A 16,259-nucleotide genomic window follows, 5' to 3' on the forward strand; every position below is an offset into this window, starting at 1 on the left:
GGCGAACCGGGGATTATCTGTGGAGCCTGGGAGAATCGAACTCCCGACATCCTGCTTGCAAAGCAGGCGCTCTACCAACTGAGCTAAGGCCCCTCGAGAGGCGATCTGCGAAGGCTTCTCGAGATGAATGGCTGGGTCGATTTCTCGATCCGGCCTATTCGTGGGGATACCAGGACTTGAACCTGGGACCTCTTCGTTATCAGCGAAGCGCTCTAACCGCCTGAGCTATATCCCCGGAATGGGCAGGTATGACACTACCTGACCAAAACCGAAATGGCGAAATCGGGCGTGAAGCCCGCGCGCGTCTAATTGTTGGTGAAGCCGACGAGGATGCCGCCGGTGACCTTCACGCTGAAGTTGTACAGCACCGCCATGATCGCCCCGAGCGCCGTGACGACGACGAGGTCGAGCAGCGCGACGACCGTGGTGAATCCCATCACCTGCGGCAGCGAGATGAAGCTGGTGAGCGTTGCAGAGCCGCCGGTGACATCCTTGAACAGCCTGTCAGCCTCGTCGAAGATCTGGGTCTGGTCCAGCACCGTGTAGATCAGGAAGGTTCCCACGATCGTGACGATCGCGAGGCAGACCGCGATGAGGAACGACAGCTTGACGGCCGACCAGAAGTCGACGTAGACCAGCTTGAGGCGCACCTGCTTGGCCGCCGGGCGACGGTTCGCCTTCTTCGCGAATTTGTCTGCGGTACTAGTCATTTACGGAATCTTCCTTCCCGGGTTCGCCCTCCGTGGCGGCCGACTCCTCGTCAGCCTGCTCCAGATTGCGCTCGGTGTTCTTCGCGATCGCGATAATGCGGTCATCATCCGCAAACTTCGCGAAGACGACGCCCATGGTGTCGCGCCCCTTGGCAGGGACTTCGGCGACGTCAGAGCGTACCACCTTGCCGCTGGCAAGAACCACAAGGACCTCGTCCTGCTCCTCGACGATGATCGCACCGGCCAGGTCGCCCCGATCCTCGCTCAGCTTGGCCACCTTGATGCCCAAACCGTTGCGGTTCTGCAGGCGGTACTGGTCCACCGAGGTGCGCTTGGCGTAGCCGCCCTCCGTCACGACGAAGACGAAGCCCTCGTCGCTGACCACGGATGCGTCCAGCAACTCGTCGTCGCCACGGAAGTGCATTCCGCCGACGCCGGAGGTGCTGCGGCCCATCGGGCGCAGTGCCTCGTCGCTGGCGCGGAAGCGGATCGACATGCCCTTGCGCGAGACGAGCAGCACGTCGTCGTCCTCGTTCAGCAGCATGGCCGAGACGAGCTCGTCGCCTTCGCGCAGCTTGATCGCGATGATGCCGCGCGAGCGGTTGGTGTCGTACTCCGAGAGCGCCGTCTTCTTGATCAGGCCCTCACGGGTGGCCAGCACCAGGTATTTGGCGACCTCGTAGTCGCGGATGTCGAGGATCTGCGTGATCTCCTCGTCCGGCTGCATCTCGAGCAGGTTCGCGACGTGCTGGCCCTTCGCGTCGCGGCCGGCCTCCTGGATCTCGTACGCCTTGGCGCGGTAGACCCGTCCGGCGTTCGTGAAGAACAGCAGCCAGTGGTGCGTGGTGGTGACGAAGAAGTGCTCGACGACGTCATCCGCGCGCAGCTGGGCGCCCTTGACGCCCTTGCCGCCGCGGTGCTGGCTGCGGTAGTTGTCGCTGCGGGTGCGCTTGACGTAGCCGCCGCGGGTCACCGTGACGACCATCTCCTCCTCCGGGATCAGGTCTTCGACGCTCATGTCGCCGTCGTAGCCGTACATGATCTCGGTGCGGCGGTCATCGCCGAACTTTGCCGTGACCTCGGCGAGTTCCTCGATGATGATCTCGCGCTGGCGCACCTCGGAGGCGAGGATCGCGTGGAACTCTGCGATCGCCAGTTCCAGCTCGTTCAGGCGGTCGATGATCTTCTGGCGCTCGAGGGCGGCCAGGCGGCGCAGCTGCATGGCGAGGATCGCGTCGGCCTGCAACTGGTCGACGCCGAGCAGCTCCATCAGGCCGGTGCGCGCCTTCTCGACGTCCGGCGAGCGGCGGATCAGGGCGATGACCTCGTCGAGGGCGTCGAGGGCCAGGACGTAGCCGCGCTGGATGTGCGCCTCCGCCTCGGCCTTCTTCAGGCGGAACTGGGTGCGGCGCACGATGACCTCGACCTGGTGCATCACCCAGGCGTGGATGAAGCCGTCGATCGAGAGCGTGCGCGGCACGCCGTCGACGATCGCGAGCATGTTCGCGCCGAAGTTCTCCTGCAGCTGCGTGTGCTTGTACAGGTTGTTCAGCACGACCTTGGCGACGGCATCGCGCTTGAGCACGATGACGAGGCGCTGGCCGGTGCGGCCGGAGGTCTCGTCGCGGATGTCGGCGATGCCGGTGACCTTGCCGTCCTTGACCAGGTCGGCGATCTTGATCGCCAGGTTGTCCGGGTTGACCTGGTAGGGCAGCTCGGTGACGACGAGGCAGGTGCGGCCCTGGATCTCCTCGACCGAGACGACGGCGCGCATCGTGATGGAGCCGCGTCCGGTGCGCTGGGCGTCGTGGATGCCCTTGGTGCCCAGGATCTGGGCACCGGTCGGGAAGTCCGGTCCCTTGATGCGCTGCATGAGCGCTTCCTGCAGCTCTTCGCGGGTCGCGTCGGGGTTCTCCAGGTACCAGGTGGCGCCGGCGGCGACCTCGCGCAGGTTGTGCGGCGGGATGTTCGTGGCCATGCCGACCGCGATGCCGACCGAGCCGTTGACGAGCAGGTTCGGGAAGCGCGCCGGGAGAACGGAGGGCTCCTGGGTGCGGCCGTCGTAGTTGTCCTGGAAGTCGACGGTGTCCTCGTCGATGTCGCGCACCATTTCGAGGGCGAGCGGGGCCATCTTGGTCTCGGTGTATCGCGGGGCGGCTGCGCCGTCGTTGCCCGGGGAGCCGAAGTTGCCCTGGCCGAGCGCGAGCGGGTAGCGCAGGCTCCAGGGCTGGACCAGGCGCACGAGGGCGTCGTAGATCGAGCTGTCACCGTGCGGGTGGAACTGGCCCATGACGTCGCCGACAACGCGCGAGCACTTGGAGAAGGCCTTGTCCGGGCGGTATCCGCCGTCGAACATGGCGTAGATCACGCGGCGGTGCACGGGCTTCAGCCCGTCGCGCACGTCGGGCAGCGCGCGCCCGACGATCACGCTCATGGCGTAGTCGAGGTAGGAGCGCTGCATCTCGAGCTGCAGGTCGACCTGGTCGATCTTGCCGTGTGCCGCGAAGTGGGCAGCGCTCTGCTGCTCGTCGGCGCTCAGCTGCTCGCCACCGGTGGTGTTGTCTTCGTCTGCCATTTGCCTTCTCGTCTACTTCTACTACTCAAGTTTTCCGTGCGTTCCACAGGCCTGCCCTGAGGGCTTCGCCAACCGGCCGGAGGGGCCGGTTGGCGCGGGCCGTGATCGAGGTGCCGCCTGCGCGGCAGCGTCGATCAGATGTCCAGGAAGCGCACGTCTTTCGCGTTCTGCTGGATGAAGTTGCGCCGGCTCTCGACGTCCTCGCCCATCAGCGTGGAGAAGATCTCGTCGGCCGCGGCCGCGTCGTCCAGGGTGACCTGCAGCAGCGTGCGGGACTCGGGGTTCATCGTGGTCTCCCACAGCTCCGAGTAGTCCATCTCGCCGAGACCCTTGTAGCGCTGGATGCCGTTGTCCTTCGGGATCCGCTTGCCCGCGGCCTGGCCCTCGACCAGCAGCGCGTCGCGCTCCCGGTCTGAGTAGACGTACTCGTGGGCCGAGTTCGACCACTTGAGCCGGTACAGCGGGGGCTGCGCCAGGTAGACGTAGCCGAGGTCGATGAGCGGGCGCATGTACCGGAACAGCAGCGTCAGCAGCAGCGTGGTGATGTGCTGGCCGTCGACGTCGGCATCCGCCATCAAGACGATCTTGTGGTAGCGGACCTTCTCGGTGTTGAAGTCCTCGCCGATGCCCGCGCCGAAGGCGGTGATCATGGCCTGCACCTCGGCGTTGCCGAGTGCGCGGTCCAGGCGCGCCTTCTCCACGTTGAGGATCTTGCCGCGCAGCGGCAGGATGGCCTGCGTCTCCGGGTTGCGACCCTGCACGGCGGAACCGCCGGCCGAGTCACCCTCGACGATGAAGATCTCCGAGATCGACGGATCCTTCGACTGGCAGTCCTTCAGCTTGCCCGGCATGCCGCCCGACTCGAGCAGCCCCTTGCGGCGGGCACCCTCGCGCGCCTTGCGCGCGGCCAGGCGGGCGGTCGCCGCCTGCAGTGACTTGCGGATGATGTCTTTGGCCTGGTTCGGGTTGCGGTCGAACCAGTCGGCCAGCTCGACGCCGACGACGCGCTGCACGAATGCCTTCGCCTCGGTGTTGCCGAGCTTGGTCTTGGTCTGACCCTCGAACTGCGGCTCGGCCAATTTGATCGAGATGACGGCGGTGAGGCCCTCGCGCACGTCGTCGCCGGAGAGGTTCTCGTCCTTCTCCTTGAGGATGCCCTTCTCGCGGGCGTACTTGTTGACCAGCGTGGTGAGCGCGGCGCGGAAGCCCTCTTCGTGGGTTCCGCCCTCGTGCGTGTTGATCGTGTTCGCGTAGGTGTGCACGCTCTCGGTGTACGCCGTGGTCCACTGCATGGCCACCTCGAGCGCGATCTTCTTGTCGGCGCCCTCCGACTCGAAGGAGATGATCTCGTCGTGGACGATCTCGGCCTTCTTGGCGTTGTTGAGGTACTCGACGTAGTCCTTGAGGCCCTGCTCGTAGAGGTACGAGTTGTGGCGGGGCTTGCCCTCCTCGTCACGGCTCGACTCGCGCTCGTCGGTGAGGTTGATGCGCAGGCCCTTGTTTAGGAACGTCATCTGCTGGAAGCGTGCCCGCAGCGTCTCGTAGTCGAACTCGACGGTCTCGAAGGTGTCAGGGCTCGGCCAGAAGGTGATCCGGGTGCCGGTCTCCTCTGACGGCTCGCCCATGGCGAGCGGCGCGTCGGGGACACCGTGCTTGAAAGACTGACGCCAGACGTGGCCCTGCCGGCGCACCTCGACCTCGAGGCGGCTGGAGAGCGCGTTCACGACGGAGGAGCCCACGCCGTGCAGGCCGCCGGAGACGGCGTACCCGCCGCCGCCGAACTTTCCACCGGCGTGCAGAACGGTGAGGACGACCTCGACGGTGGAGATCCCGAGGCCCTGGTTCAGGTCGACGGGGATGCCGCGGCCGTTGTCGTCGACGCGGACGGCGCCGTCGGCCAGAATCGTCACGTCAATGGTGTCGCAGTAGCCGGCGAGAGCCTCATCGACGGAGTTGTCGACGATCTCGTAGACCAGGTGGTGCAGACCGCGGGGACCGGTGGAACCGATGTACATACCCGGGCGCTTCCGCACCGCTTCGAGGCCTTCAAGAACCTGGATCTCGTTTGCGCCGTACTCGGGCACTGGATCGCTCGTGTTCGGTTCCGATGTCATATGAAATTGGGCTCCTGACCGTCGTTTGGGCGACTCTCAATGCTATCAAAGAGGGCGCTCAAGCCGGGGAGATTTCGCGATCTGACGGCCTCAATTTGCGCAGGTGACCTAATTTGTTTGCTTAGCCGTAGGTATCGCGCGGACCGCGCCCTGGAATCGATCTGGGGCCCTTTTTCCACGACGGGGCGTTCGGCCCCTGAAAGCGGATCGAAACGACGCCCGCTTCCTTGAACTCGGTGATGATGCGCGTCATGATCTCGACCCGCATCAACCGCAATTGTGTTGCCCAGGCCGTCGATTCGCACTGAACGGTGAGTACACCCTCGTCGATGCCGAGCGGCGTCGAGTGTTTCGCGGTCTCCGCGCCGGCGATCGCCGCCCACGAATTCAGCAGTTCGGCCTGGGTGAGCGGTGCGCGCCAGCCGAGCTGGTTCGTCAGCATCTCGAGGGACGCGCCGAGCCCCTTCGGGTCGCGGCCGACGCCGAAGGCCTGACTCTCGGTCGGGTCGTGGCGCTTCTTGCGTTTGAGGCGCGGCCCGCGCGGCATCCCGCCGAACACGTCCTTGAGGTGCAGATAGACGCGGCTGGCCTCGGTCTCGCCTGCCTCGTTCCGCTCGTTCGTCCCGATCGGCTGGTCAACCATCGACGACCTCCCCGGCGCGGATGTGGATGGTGTGGGCGGTCAGCGCGGGGGGAATGTCCTCGAGCACCGCTGCCGTGATGAGCACCTGCTCGTAGCCGGTCACCGCCTCGGCCAACCGGCTGCGGCGCTGTTGGTCCAGCTCGGCGAAGACATCGTCCAGGATCAGCACGGGGTCGCCGGATGCCGACTCGTGGCGCAGGATCTCTGCGGCGGCCAGCTTGAGGGCGAGCGCGAACGACCACGACTCGCCGTGGCTGGCGTAACCCTTGGTCGGGAGCGCGTTCAGCATGAACACGAGGTCGTCGCGATGCGGCCCGATCAGCGTGATCGCACGGTCGAGCTCCTTGCCGCGCACCTCGCGAAGCGAGTCGCGAAATTTTTCTGCGGTGCTCTCGCCGTCGGTCCACCCGTCGCCGCTGACTGAGCCCGTCGAACCCGGCCCTCCGAAGCCCTCGTCCTCGGCGTCGGCGGCCGCACCGCCGTAAATACTGAGCAGCGGGCGGAGTTCTGGCCCGTGGTCGTCGCCGGCGACGGAGTGGTAGGCGCGGCTCAGCGGATCCCGCAGAGCGCGGGTCAGCTGCATCCGCTCGTCGATGATCTCGGAGCCGAGCGCGACGAGGCGCTCGTCCCAGATGTCGAGGGTGGAGAGCGCGTCGCCGCGCACGCCGCGGGCCCTGGCCGATTTCAGCAGGGTGTTGCGTTGTTTCAGCACGCGGTCGTAGTCGGCCAGCACCCCGGCCAGGCGCGGGGAGCGCAGCACCAGGAGCTGGTCGAGGAAGCGCCGGCGCCCGGACGGGTCACCGCGCACGAGCGAGAGGTCCTCCGGTGCGAAGAGGACACTGGAGAAATAGCGCGGCAGCTCCCGCGGCTTGATCGCCGAGCGGTTGATCTGCGCGCGATTGGCGCTGGCCCGGTTCAGCTGGACCTCGGCCAGGATCGAGCGCTGTGCGTGTTCGAGCCGGGCCCGGATGATCGCGGCATCTTGGCCGGCGCGGATCATGGCCTGGTCGCTGGACACCCGGTGCGAGCCGAGGGTGCTGAGGTAGCCCAACGCCTCGACGAGATTCGTCTTGCCCTGGCCGTTGCGGCCGACGATCAGATTCGGCCCCGGGCGCAGTTCGACCTCGGCGACCGCGTAATTGCGGAAGTCGGCGAGGCTCAGATGGGAAACGAACACGGCCTCAACCCTAGCCGGGGCCCTCTGACAGAGTGCTCTGCACTCCGCTTCGCTGGCCCGCTAACCGTCGGCTTTCTTCACCTCGTGGCCGCCGAACTGGTTCCGGAGCGCCGCGACGGCCTTCATCGCGGGCGAGTCCTCCTGGCGGGAGACGAAGCGGGCGAAGATGGAAGCGCTGATCGTGGGGACGGGTACGGCGTTGGCGATGGCCTCCTCGACGGTCCACCGGCCCTCGCCGGAATCGTCGACGTATCCCTCGATGTCGCTGAGGTCGGCGTCCTCGTCGAGGGCCCGCACGAGCAGCTCGAGCAGCCAGGACCGCACGACGGTTCCGCGCTGCCACGCCTTGAACGTTCCGGGAACGTCCTTGATCAGGTCGGTGCGCGCGTCGAGCAGTTCATAGCCCTCGGCGTATGCCTGCATCAGCGCATATTCGATGCCGTTGTGCACCATCTTGGCGTAATGCCCGGCGCCGACCTCGCCCACGTGCACGAAGCCCTCCTCGCGCGGGCCCTCCGGGCGCAGCGCATCGAAGACGGGCATGACCCGCTCCACCTGCGCAGCGCTGCCACCGACCATCAGGCCGTAGCCGTTCTCCCGGCCCCACACCCCGCCGGAGACGCCGGCGTCGATGTAGTCGATGCCGTGCGCTCCGAGCAGTTCTGCGTGCTTGAAGTCCTCGGTGAAGCGCGAGTTCCCGCCATCGATCACCAGGTCGCCGGCCTCCAACAAGCCGTCCAGCTCCTCGATCACCGCGTCGGTGATGGATCCGGCCGGAACCATGACCCAGACGGTGCGCGGCGCCGGCAGCGCGGCGACCAGATCGGCCATGCTCGCGACATCCGTGACCGCCGGGTTGCGGTCGAACCCGGTGACCTCGATGCCGTTGGCGCGCAAGCGGGCACGCATGTTGTCGCCCATTTTGCCGAGGCCGACGAGACCGATGTGCATGGGGAACTCCTTTGTCAGCGGAGGAGCAGGTTCGGCTGCAGCAGGTACTTGTAGCTGTCGGCGCCCGGCTGCTCCTTCGAGCTCTGGCTGGTGATCAGCACCGGACCCGGCTTGTTCGGGTTCTCGGTGCGGGTGAACGAGATGCGCACGAACTCGGAGTGCACGGCGCCCAGTCCGTCGAGAAGGAACTGGGGCTTCAGCGACACAACGATCTCGTCTCCGGTAAGCACGGCGTCGATGGTCTCGGAGGCCTGAGCCTGCTCGGAGCCAATCGCCTCCAGCGTGAGCCCGTCGGGCGAGAAGCTGTAGCGCAGCGCGGCTTCGCGCTCCAGGACGAGTGCGACGCGGCGGGTCGCCTCGATGAGCTCGGCGGTGTTCATCACCGCGTAGTTCTCGATCGTGTCGGGGAACAGGCGGCGGACCGGCGGGAAGTTGCCCTTGATGAGCAGGCTGGTGACCGTCTTCTTGTTCGCGGTGAACGCGATCAGTTCGCGGTCATCCGTGTTCGTGATGGCGACGGAGATGTTGCCGGCGTTGCCGAACGTCTTGCCGACCTCCTGCAGGGTGCGGGCCGGAACCAGCGCGGTGATGGGCTCGGAGCTGGTGTTGCTGCCGCCGTCCCAGTTGATCTCGCGCACCGCGACGCGGTAGCGGTCGGTGGCGACGAGGCCGAGGCTGTTCTCGCTCACCTCAAGCTGGACGCCCGTGATGACGGGGGTGACATCGTCGCGGGAGGCGGCGACGGCGACCTGGGCCACAGCTGCGGCGAATTCCTCGGCGGGGACGAGCCCCGACTCGGAGCTGATCTGCGGGATGCTCGGGTATTCCTCGACCGGCATGGAGAGCAGGGTGAAGCTGGCGGAGCCGCTGCTGACGACAATGCGGCTTTCCTCCGTGCTGAAGCGCACGGGAGCGTTCGGGAGTCGGCTGGCGATCTCGGCCAGGAGGCGGCCGGAGACCAGGACGGTCCCCGTCTCCTCGACGTCGGCCGCAATCTCGGTCTGGGCCGACACCTCGTAGTCGAACGAGGACAGGATCAGCCCGGTCTCGGTGGCCTGAATGAGCACGCCGCTCAGGATGGGCAGCGTTGTGCGCTGCGGGAGGAGTTTGACGGCGAAGGAAACCGCCTCGCTGAACACATCCCGGTTGGCCTGAAACTTCACGAAGGCGCTCCTGTTCGCTGCTGGTCGTCTACGTCTGACAGCGGGGCTGTCGGACTGGGCTCCATGCTAACCCCTGCCATTACGGCGTGGGTTTCTTGTCATTCGTTTGGACACCTGGGCGGCCTGTCCGTCCACAAGGTTGTCGCATCAGAGATCTCTTTAAGAATTCTTTAACGGTCTTAACGGCTGTGGAAACTGTGGATAACTATGTTAATTCGATGTATACACAGCGAACTAGGCGGGTCCCGCCTGTTGAACTTGTGTGAGCGTTAACGACCTTGTGGATGCTCTGCGCCGAGTGCCACGAGGCCCAAACCCACAAGAACACGGCATTCTTCAACAGCTTCTCGGGAGTTGCTCATTAACTATCCACAAGTTATCCCCAACATGTGAGTAGTGGAATATTCTGGCGGCCCGGGCGTGGCGAGCGCAAGACCCTACTTGTAGCGGTGGTTCTGCTTGATTCGGTTGGTGAGCTCGGTGACCTGGTTGTAGATCGAGCGACGCTCCTTCATGAGCTCGCTGATCTTCTTGTTCGCGTACATCACCGTGGTGTGGTCGCGGTTGCCGAAGAGCTGGCCGATCTTGGGCAGGGAGAGGTTCGTCAGCTCACGGCAGAGGTACATGGCGATCTGCCGGGCCGTGGCGACGGCCTGTGAGCGGCTCGAGCCGTAGAGGTCGTCGACGGTGAGCTTGAAGTAGTCGGCCGTGTTCGTGATGATGTCGGCCGGCGCGATGACGTTGTCCTCGTCGAGCGTGATCAGGTCCTTGAGCACCGTCTGCACCAGGTTCATGTCGACGGGCGTGCGGTTGAGGCTGGCGAACGCGGTCACGCGGATCAGCGTTCCCTCCAGCTCACGGATGTTCGAGGAGACCTTGGTCGCGATGAACTCGAGGATGTCGTCGGGCGCCTGCATCCGCTCGGACTGCGCCTTCTTGCGCAGAATGGCGATGCGCGTCTCCAGGTCGGGCACCTGGACGTCGGTGATGAGGCCCCACTCGAAGCGGCTGCGCATGCGGTCCTCGAAGCCGGTGAGCGCCTTGGGCGGCAGGTCGCTGGTGATGACCACCTGCTTGTTGTGGTCGTGCAGTGTGTTGAAGGTGTGGAAGAAGGCCTCCTGGGTCTCGGCCTTCCCCTGCAGGAACTGGATGTCGTCGATCAGCAGGATGTCGATGTTGCGGTAGCGGGACTGGAAGACGGCGCCGCGGTTGTTGGCGATCGAGTTGATGAAGTCGTTCGTGAACTCCTCGGAGCTGACGTAGCGCACGCGCACACCCGGGTACAGGCTCATCGCGTAGTGGCCGATGGCGTGCAGGAGGTGGGTCTTGCCCAGCCCGGAGTCCCCATAGATGAAGAGCGGGTTGTACGCCTTCGCGGGAGCCTCGGCGACGGCGACGGCCGCGGCGTGGGCGAAACGGTTGGACTGCCCGATGACGAAGTTGTCGAAGCTGTACTTCGGGTTCAGCCGGGTGTCATTGGACTGCTCCGGCGAGCTGTGTTCGAACACGGACTGCGGCGCCGCCGGCGTCTCGACGACATTCGCCTGCGGCTGCACCAGCGGAGGTGCGGCCAGGTGGGCCGGCATCGCGGCCGCGGCGAGGGTTCCTGCCTCCTGCGTCTCGAAAGCCTGCTGGGTAGCCACCTCGCTCTCGAGCTCGGGGTTGACGACCACGTAGAAGTTGGCGATCGCCGGCGTGCCGATGGCGCTCATCGCGGCGAGCAACGAGGTGCGCATGCGCTGGTTCAGCATGCTCGCGGTGAAGTCGTTGGGCACCTCCAGATAGAAGGTGCCCGCGGCGATGCCCTTGGGCTCGACCAGATTGAGGAATCCGTAGAGCATGGGCGTGATTGTGCTGTCGGCGGAGAGACCCGCGAGTACCGCGGCCCAGGTGTTCTCGATCGGCTGTTCGACGTCGGCCATTGTTTCTCCACACTTGCTCGGTGACTCTTCGGCGCTAGATGCCCCTCTCGGTGTCGCAGTGCAGTGGTGCACTGCGGGATGCCGCAGGCGGCGCATCCGAGAAAGTGAAAAGTACTCACAGAGTTATCCACCCCTGTGTGTAACCCCGACAAAACTACCGGAATTACGCGCATCTTGTTGGGGATAACTCGGTGCTTTACGCTAATCTCTTGGACGACTTGCTCCAAATCGTCCACCGAGCGGCGCTCCCAGGCGCTCCCGCAAGCTGGGAATACCGTAGAGAATCCGGCGTCGGACGGGCTTCCGGTTTGACCACAGCCTGCGCAGGCCGTAGTTTTAATAGGTTGACCCCAGCCTTCTGGCTGCCCAAATTTCTTTCCCGGCCACTCCAAGGCTCGTGGAGATCCAACACGTGGAGTACACACAATGAGCAAGAGAACGTTCCAGCCGAACAACCGTCGTCGCGCCAAGGTGCACGGTTTCCGCCTGCGCATGCGTACCCGCGCCGGCCGCGCCATCCTGGGCGCTCGTCGCCGCAAGGGTCGCGTCGAGCTTTCCGCTTAAGCACCCAGGCTTCATTCAAGCCCAGTGCTTGCCAAGGCGAACCGCATCACAACGGCCGACGACTATAAAGGCGTCGTTCGGAGGGGGCGGAGATACGTCACACCTCATCTTGTGACGTACGTGCGTTCCGGCTCCGAAGTGCAGACTTCTGGCGCCCGGGGCGCTCGTTTTGGCTTTATCGTCGCCAAGACAGTCGGCGGGGCCGTGCAGCGTAACCGCGTGCGGCGCCGACTGAAGGCGGCGAGCTTTGAGCTGCTTGACCAGGTTCACCCAGGCATCGACGTCGTCATTCGCGCCCTGCCTGGGAGTTCCGACGCTTCCTGGGAGACCATGAGAAGCGAACTTGCCACCTCGCTGGCGCGTTCGGCGAACCCTGGCGCCGCGCGGCGCCGAGAAAACGTATCGTGAACAGATTTCTGGCCACGATCCTTCTCGTCCCGCGCAACATCGCATTTTTGTTGCTGCGCGGCTATCGCGCGGTGATTTCTCCGCTGTACGGGGATGTCTGTCGCTATTACCCCTCGTGTTCGCACTACGCGCTCACGGCGGTGCAGGATCGCGGCGTCATCGTGGGCGGGGCCCTTGCGGTCAGACGCCTGGTGCGTTGCCACCCCTGGGCAGAGGGCGGGATCGATGATGTTCCCCTCAAGCGCGTTCAGCGTTATCGCGTGAATGCATTCGGCTTTGTCGTTGCAGGCCAAGGAAAGGGCTAACCCCAACAATGGACTTGATCTCGATCATTCTCTGGCCTCTGAAGTGGGCCGTTGAGCTCCTTCTGGTCGGCTGGCACTGGGTGTTGGGCGTCGCCGGAATGGACCCGGCAGCCGGTCTCACCTGGGTGCTCTCCATCGTGGGCCTCGTGCTCGTCGTGCGCGCCGCCCTGATCCCGATCTTCGTCAAGCAGATCAAGAACCAGCGCCGCATGCTGGAGGTTGCCCCGCAGCTGAAGAAGATCCAGGAGAAGTACAAGGGCAAGAAGGACCAGTTCTCTCGCGAGGCGATGTCTCGCGAGACGATGGAGCTCTACAAGAAGACGGGCACCAACCCGCTGAGCTCGTGCCTGCCGCTGCTGCTGCAGATGCCGATCTTCTTCGCCCTGTTCTCCGTGCTCAACGACGCACAGCACGGCAAGTCCGGCGTCGGCCCTCTCAACGAGACGCTCGCGAAGCAGTTCGGTGACGCCTCGCTCTTCGGCGTCGCCCCGCTGCACAGCTCGTTCGCCTCGCAGTGGACCCTCATGATCGCCGGCCAGCCGTTCGACGCGGCCGTCATGGTCATCGCAGCCATCATGGTCATCCTGATGACCGCCTCGCAGTTCATCACGCAACTCCAGATCGTCTCCAAGAACATGTCGCCGGAGACCAAGGCGAGCCCGATGTTCAAGCAGCAGCGCATCATGCTCTACCTGCTCCCCCTGGTGTTCGCCTTCTCCGGTGTCGCGTTCCCGCTCGGCGTCATGTTCTACTGGCTCACCTCGAACGTCTGGACGATGGTCCAGCAGTTCATCGTCATCCGGAACATGCCCACCCCCGGCAGCGAGGCCGCCAAGGCCCGCGAGGAGCGTCTCGCCCGCAAGGGAAAGCTCATCGCCACCGACGGAACCGTTATCGTCGTAGACGAAGAAGCGGCCAAGAAGACCCAGCGGCAGCAGCCGATCAGCAAGAACCGGGCCAAGAAGCAAATCAAGCCCGGCGAACAGAAGTAGGACGAAGATGACCGACGTTCAGAACATCCCGACCGCTGATGACGCGGTCGTCGAGGCACCGGCCACCGCAGCATTCGACGCCGGCTTCGAGTCGGCCGCTCCGGAGCGCTCGGCTGCGCCCTCCCAGGCCCAGCTCGAGCAGGAGGGCGACATCGCCGCGGACTACATCGAGGAGTTCCTCGACATCTGCGATCTCGATGGCGACATCGACATCGATGCCCGCAACGGCCGCGCCTACCTCTCGGTGAACGCCGGCGAGGGCGCGAACATCTCGGTGCTCTCCCGCCCCGACACCGTGAACGCCCTGCAGGAGCTGACCCGCCTGGCCGTGCAGAGCAAGACCGGCGTGTTCTCCCGCCTGATCCTCGACATCGGGGGCTCGCGTGAGGCCCGTGAGGAAGAGCTCACCGCCCTCGTCACCCGCGCCATCGAGCGCATCGAGGCCGGCGCCTCGTCCGCGGCACTTCCCGCCATGTCGTCCTACGAGCGCAAGCTCGTGCACGACATCGTGGGCGAGCGCGGCTACACCTCGGAATCCGACGGTGAGGGCCGCGACCGCCACACCGTGATCAGCCGCCGCGCCTAGTTTCACGTGAAACGATGATCGACACGCTCGAAGAAGAACCCTCGGCCGCCGCAACGGTGTTCGGGGAGCAGCTGGAACTGGGCCGCGCGTTCACCACCAACCTGGCGACACACGGCGAGGAGCTCGGCCTGATCGGGCCGCTGGAACTCCCCCGGCTGTGGACCAGGCACGTGTTGAACTGCGCGATCGTCGCCCCGCTGCTCCGCCCCGGGCTCGTCGGCGATGTGGGCAGCGGTGCTGGCCTGCCCGGACTGGTGCTCGCCATCGCCCGTCCCGACGTCAACTTCGTGTTGATCGAGCCGATGGAGCGACGCGTCGCCTGGCTGAACTCCCAGGTGCAGGAGCTCGGCCTGCAGAACGTCGAGGTTCTGCGCTCGCGCGCCGAGGAGACTAAGCGTGAGGGCTCCTTCGACCAGGTGACGGCCCGTGCGGTGAGCGCCCTGCGCACGCTGTTGCCGTTGACCGCTCCCCTGCTCAAGCAGGGCGGCGAGCTCGTGCTCATGAAGGGCGCAGGCGCCCCGGCCGAGATCGGCGCGGCCGAGAAGGCCATTCGCAAGTACAAGCTCAGCTCCGTGGAGGTTCTTGTACTTGGCGAGGGCATCCTGAGCGAAGAAACTCGCGTCATTCGGGCTACAGTGGGTTAGTCGCCGTCTCGGCTTTTCATCTCGTGGTCGGCGTATGCTGTGCTGCTCGCTCAGTACTGGGCGGGCTCGCATCGGCAAATTCTGAAGACGCCGACCGCAGGGAATGGATTACAGATGGCGAGTGCCGCGAGCCGTGGATGGTTCCACAAGAAGGGACGTGAGGATTCCGTCTCGGATCCAGCGGTCGGCACCCCTGCGGAGCAGGAATCCCACTCCCCCAGCGTTTCCCTCGCCGCATTCGACGCGATTGTCGATGCGCAGCTGAACTCAAGTGCACCGGAGGATCCCTCCCACAGCACTGAAAATGACCCACCCACAACGACGCCGAGCGTTGACGAGACCGACGACCTCGGTTTCACTGACGCTGACTCGGGCGACGACCAGGAAGAAGCACCGTTTCACGTGAAACAATCCATCGAGAATCCCGTTCCTGCGGACGCTCACGGCCCCGAGTCCGCGCCCGCCGCGCCCGAGGCCACCTCCCCCGCCCGCGCCTCGGCCCGCGTCTCGGTGCCCGCCGTCAGCGCCGCCATCGATTGGGATGCCGCCACGCACGCGGCCATGGCCGAGGATGCGGCGTCCGCCACGGTGGGCGCCCCCTCCCCCAGCGCCAAGGCACCGCTCGCCGAGGAGGTCGCGAGCCTCACCCGCCGCCGGCAGGCAATCGCCGAGCTCGTGCTGCCGCTCCCCGAGAAGACGCGCGTCCTGACGATCTCGAACCAGAAGGGCGGCGTCGGAAAGACGACCACCGCCGTGAACCTCGCCGCCGCTCTCGCGCGCCTCGGCGCCAAGGTGCTCGTCATCGACCTCGACCCGCAGGGCAACGCCTCGACCGCGTTGGGCGTGGAGCACCGCGCAGACGTTCCGAGCATCTACAACGTCATCATCGAGGACCTCCCGCTCGAATCGGTGGTTCAGAAGAGCCCCGAAGAGGGCGAGCTGTACTGCGTTCCTGCAAATATTCACCTGGCTGGAGCGGAAATCGAGCTGGTTTCCCTTGTTGCCCGTGAGCAGCGCCTGCGGCGAGCACTCGACGTGCACCTCGGTGAGATGGACGAGCCGTACCACTACGTGTTCATTGACTGCCCTCCTTCCCTCGGCCTCCTGACGATCAACGCCTTCGTCGCGGCCAGCGAGGTGCTCATCCCCATCCAGTGCGAGTACTACGCGCTCGAGGGGCTCAGCCAGCTGCTGAAGAACATCGAGATGATCGAGAAGCACCTCAACCCCGTGCTGAGGGTCTCGACCATTCTGCTCACGATGTACGACGCCCGGACCAACCTGGCCAACCAGGTGGCACAGGACGTTCGGGACCACTTCCCCCAGCAGGTTTTGAGCACGATCATCCCCCGCTCCGTGCGCGTCTCCGAGGCGCCCAGCTACGGCCAGAGCGTGGTGAGCTACGACACGAACTCGTCGGGATCGCTGTCGTACCAAGAAGCGGCCGCCGAGATGGCGCGTCGTGGAGCACCTCAGGTTTCAGCACGCACTGGAGGGAAGTAAGT

Annotated in this window: 15 protein-coding genes and 2 tRNA genes; 7 read left to right on the forward strand and 10 right to left on the reverse strand. The window is 65.3% G+C overall.

All coding sequences use genetic code 11. From position 1 onward, the window contains the following. Positions 1-20 precede the first annotated feature (20 nt). The 10 genes from BLT62_RS01230 to dnaA form a co-directional block, all read right to left on the reverse strand. Positions 21-93: transfer RNA gene (locus BLT62_RS01230), tRNA-Ala, on the reverse strand. A 68-nt stretch (positions 94-161) separates the two neighbouring features. Beyond that, a tRNA-Ile gene (locus tag BLT62_RS01235) sits at positions 162-235 on the reverse strand. 70 nt (positions 236-305) lie between these two features. Beyond that, entirely contained in the window at positions 306-710 is a 405-nt protein-coding gene (locus tag BLT62_RS01240) for a DUF3566 domain-containing protein (RefSeq protein ID WP_083362426.1), read from the reverse strand. Beyond that, positions 703-3,285: a DNA gyrase subunit A gene (gyrA, locus tag BLT62_RS01245; RefSeq protein WP_083362427.1), complete on the reverse strand. Its 2,583-nt coding sequence runs from the start codon at positions 3,283-3,285 to the stop codon at positions 703-705. The genes BLT62_RS01240 and gyrA overlap by 8 nt, the downstream gene beginning before the upstream one ends. 134 nt (positions 3,286-3,419) lie before the next feature. Beyond that, positions 3,420-5,399: a DNA topoisomerase (ATP-hydrolyzing) subunit B gene (gene gyrB / locus BLT62_RS01250; protein WP_083362428.1), complete on the reverse strand. Its 1,980-nt coding sequence runs from the start codon at positions 5,397-5,399 to the stop codon at positions 3,420-3,422. 121 nt (positions 5,400-5,520) lie between these two features. Continuing rightward, entirely contained in the window at positions 5,521-6,042 is a 522-nt protein-coding gene (locus tag BLT62_RS01255; RefSeq protein WP_083362429.1) for a DUF721 domain-containing protein, read from the reverse strand. Beyond that, positions 6,035-7,219: a DNA replication/repair protein RecF gene (gene recF / locus BLT62_RS01260; protein WP_083362430.1), complete on the reverse strand. Its 1,185-nt coding sequence runs from the start codon at positions 7,217-7,219 to the stop codon at positions 6,035-6,037. Before recF ends, BLT62_RS01255 begins: the two co-directional genes overlap by 8 nt. A gap of 60 nt (positions 7,220-7,279) precedes the next feature. After that, complete coding sequence (gnd, locus tag BLT62_RS01265; RefSeq protein WP_083362431.1) at positions 7,280-8,170, reverse strand: phosphogluconate dehydrogenase (NAD(+)-dependent, decarboxylating); 891 nt, start codon at positions 8,168-8,170, stop codon at positions 7,280-7,282. 14 nt (positions 8,171-8,184) lie between these two features. Next, positions 8,185-9,333: a DNA polymerase III subunit beta gene (dnaN, locus tag BLT62_RS01270; protein ID WP_083362432.1), complete on the reverse strand. Its 1,149-nt coding sequence runs from the start codon at positions 9,331-9,333 to the stop codon at positions 8,185-8,187. Between the two features lie 437 nt (positions 9,334-9,770). Beyond that, a complete protein-coding gene (dnaA, locus tag BLT62_RS01275; protein WP_083362433.1) occupies positions 9,771-11,255 on the reverse strand; it encodes a chromosomal replication initiator protein DnaA in 1,485 nt (494 codons plus the stop codon). A 426-nt stretch (positions 11,256-11,681) separates the two neighbouring features. Between dnaA and rpmH the strand changes: the two genes are divergently transcribed. The 7 genes from rpmH to BLT62_RS01310 all read left to right on the forward strand — a co-directional run bounded on the left by rpmH (position 11,682) and on the right by BLT62_RS01310 (position 16,257). Beyond that, positions 11,682-11,819: a 50S ribosomal protein L34 gene (gene rpmH, locus BLT62_RS01280; RefSeq protein WP_047408363.1), complete on the forward strand. Its 138-nt coding sequence runs from the start codon at positions 11,682-11,684 to the stop codon at positions 11,817-11,819. Positions 11,820-11,843: 24 nt separating this feature from the next. Beyond that, the gene (gene rnpA, locus BLT62_RS01285) at positions 11,844-12,227 is read left to right on the forward strand and encodes a ribonuclease P protein component (RefSeq protein ID WP_083362434.1); all 384 of its coding nucleotides are present in this window, start codon (positions 11,844-11,846) and stop codon (positions 12,225-12,227) included. Next, positions 12,224-12,532, forward strand: coding sequence for a membrane protein insertion efficiency factor YidD (gene yidD / locus BLT62_RS01290; protein ID WP_083362435.1), 309 nt, complete (start codon positions 12,224-12,226; stop codon positions 12,530-12,532). The genes rnpA and yidD overlap by 4 nt, the downstream gene beginning before the upstream one ends. Positions 12,533-12,540: 8 nt before the next feature. Beyond that, complete coding sequence (gene yidC / locus BLT62_RS01295) at positions 12,541-13,524, forward strand: membrane protein insertase YidC (RefSeq protein ID WP_083362436.1); 984 nt, start codon at positions 12,541-12,543, stop codon at positions 13,522-13,524. 7 nt (positions 13,525-13,531) lie between these two features. Beyond that, positions 13,532-14,110 carry a Jag family protein gene (locus BLT62_RS01300; protein ID WP_083362437.1) on the forward strand — a complete coding sequence of 193 codons (579 nt, stop codon included), beginning with the start codon at positions 13,532-13,534 and terminating at the stop codon, positions 14,108-14,110. 14 nt (positions 14,111-14,124) lie between these two features. After that, complete coding sequence (gene rsmG, locus BLT62_RS01305) at positions 14,125-14,754, forward strand: 16S rRNA (guanine(527)-N(7))-methyltransferase RsmG (protein ID WP_083362438.1); 630 nt, start codon at positions 14,125-14,127, stop codon at positions 14,752-14,754. A gap of 561 nt (positions 14,755-15,315) precedes the next feature. Further along, a complete protein-coding gene (locus BLT62_RS01310; protein ID WP_083365240.1) occupies positions 15,316-16,257 on the forward strand; it encodes a ParA family protein in 942 nt (313 codons plus the stop codon). Positions 16,258-16,259 lie beyond the last annotated feature (2 nt).

The sequence above is a fragment of the Microterricola viridarii genome (genome assembly GCF_900104895.1).
Classification (GTDB): domain Bacteria; phylum Actinomycetota; class Actinomycetes; order Actinomycetales; family Microbacteriaceae; genus Microterricola; species Microterricola viridarii.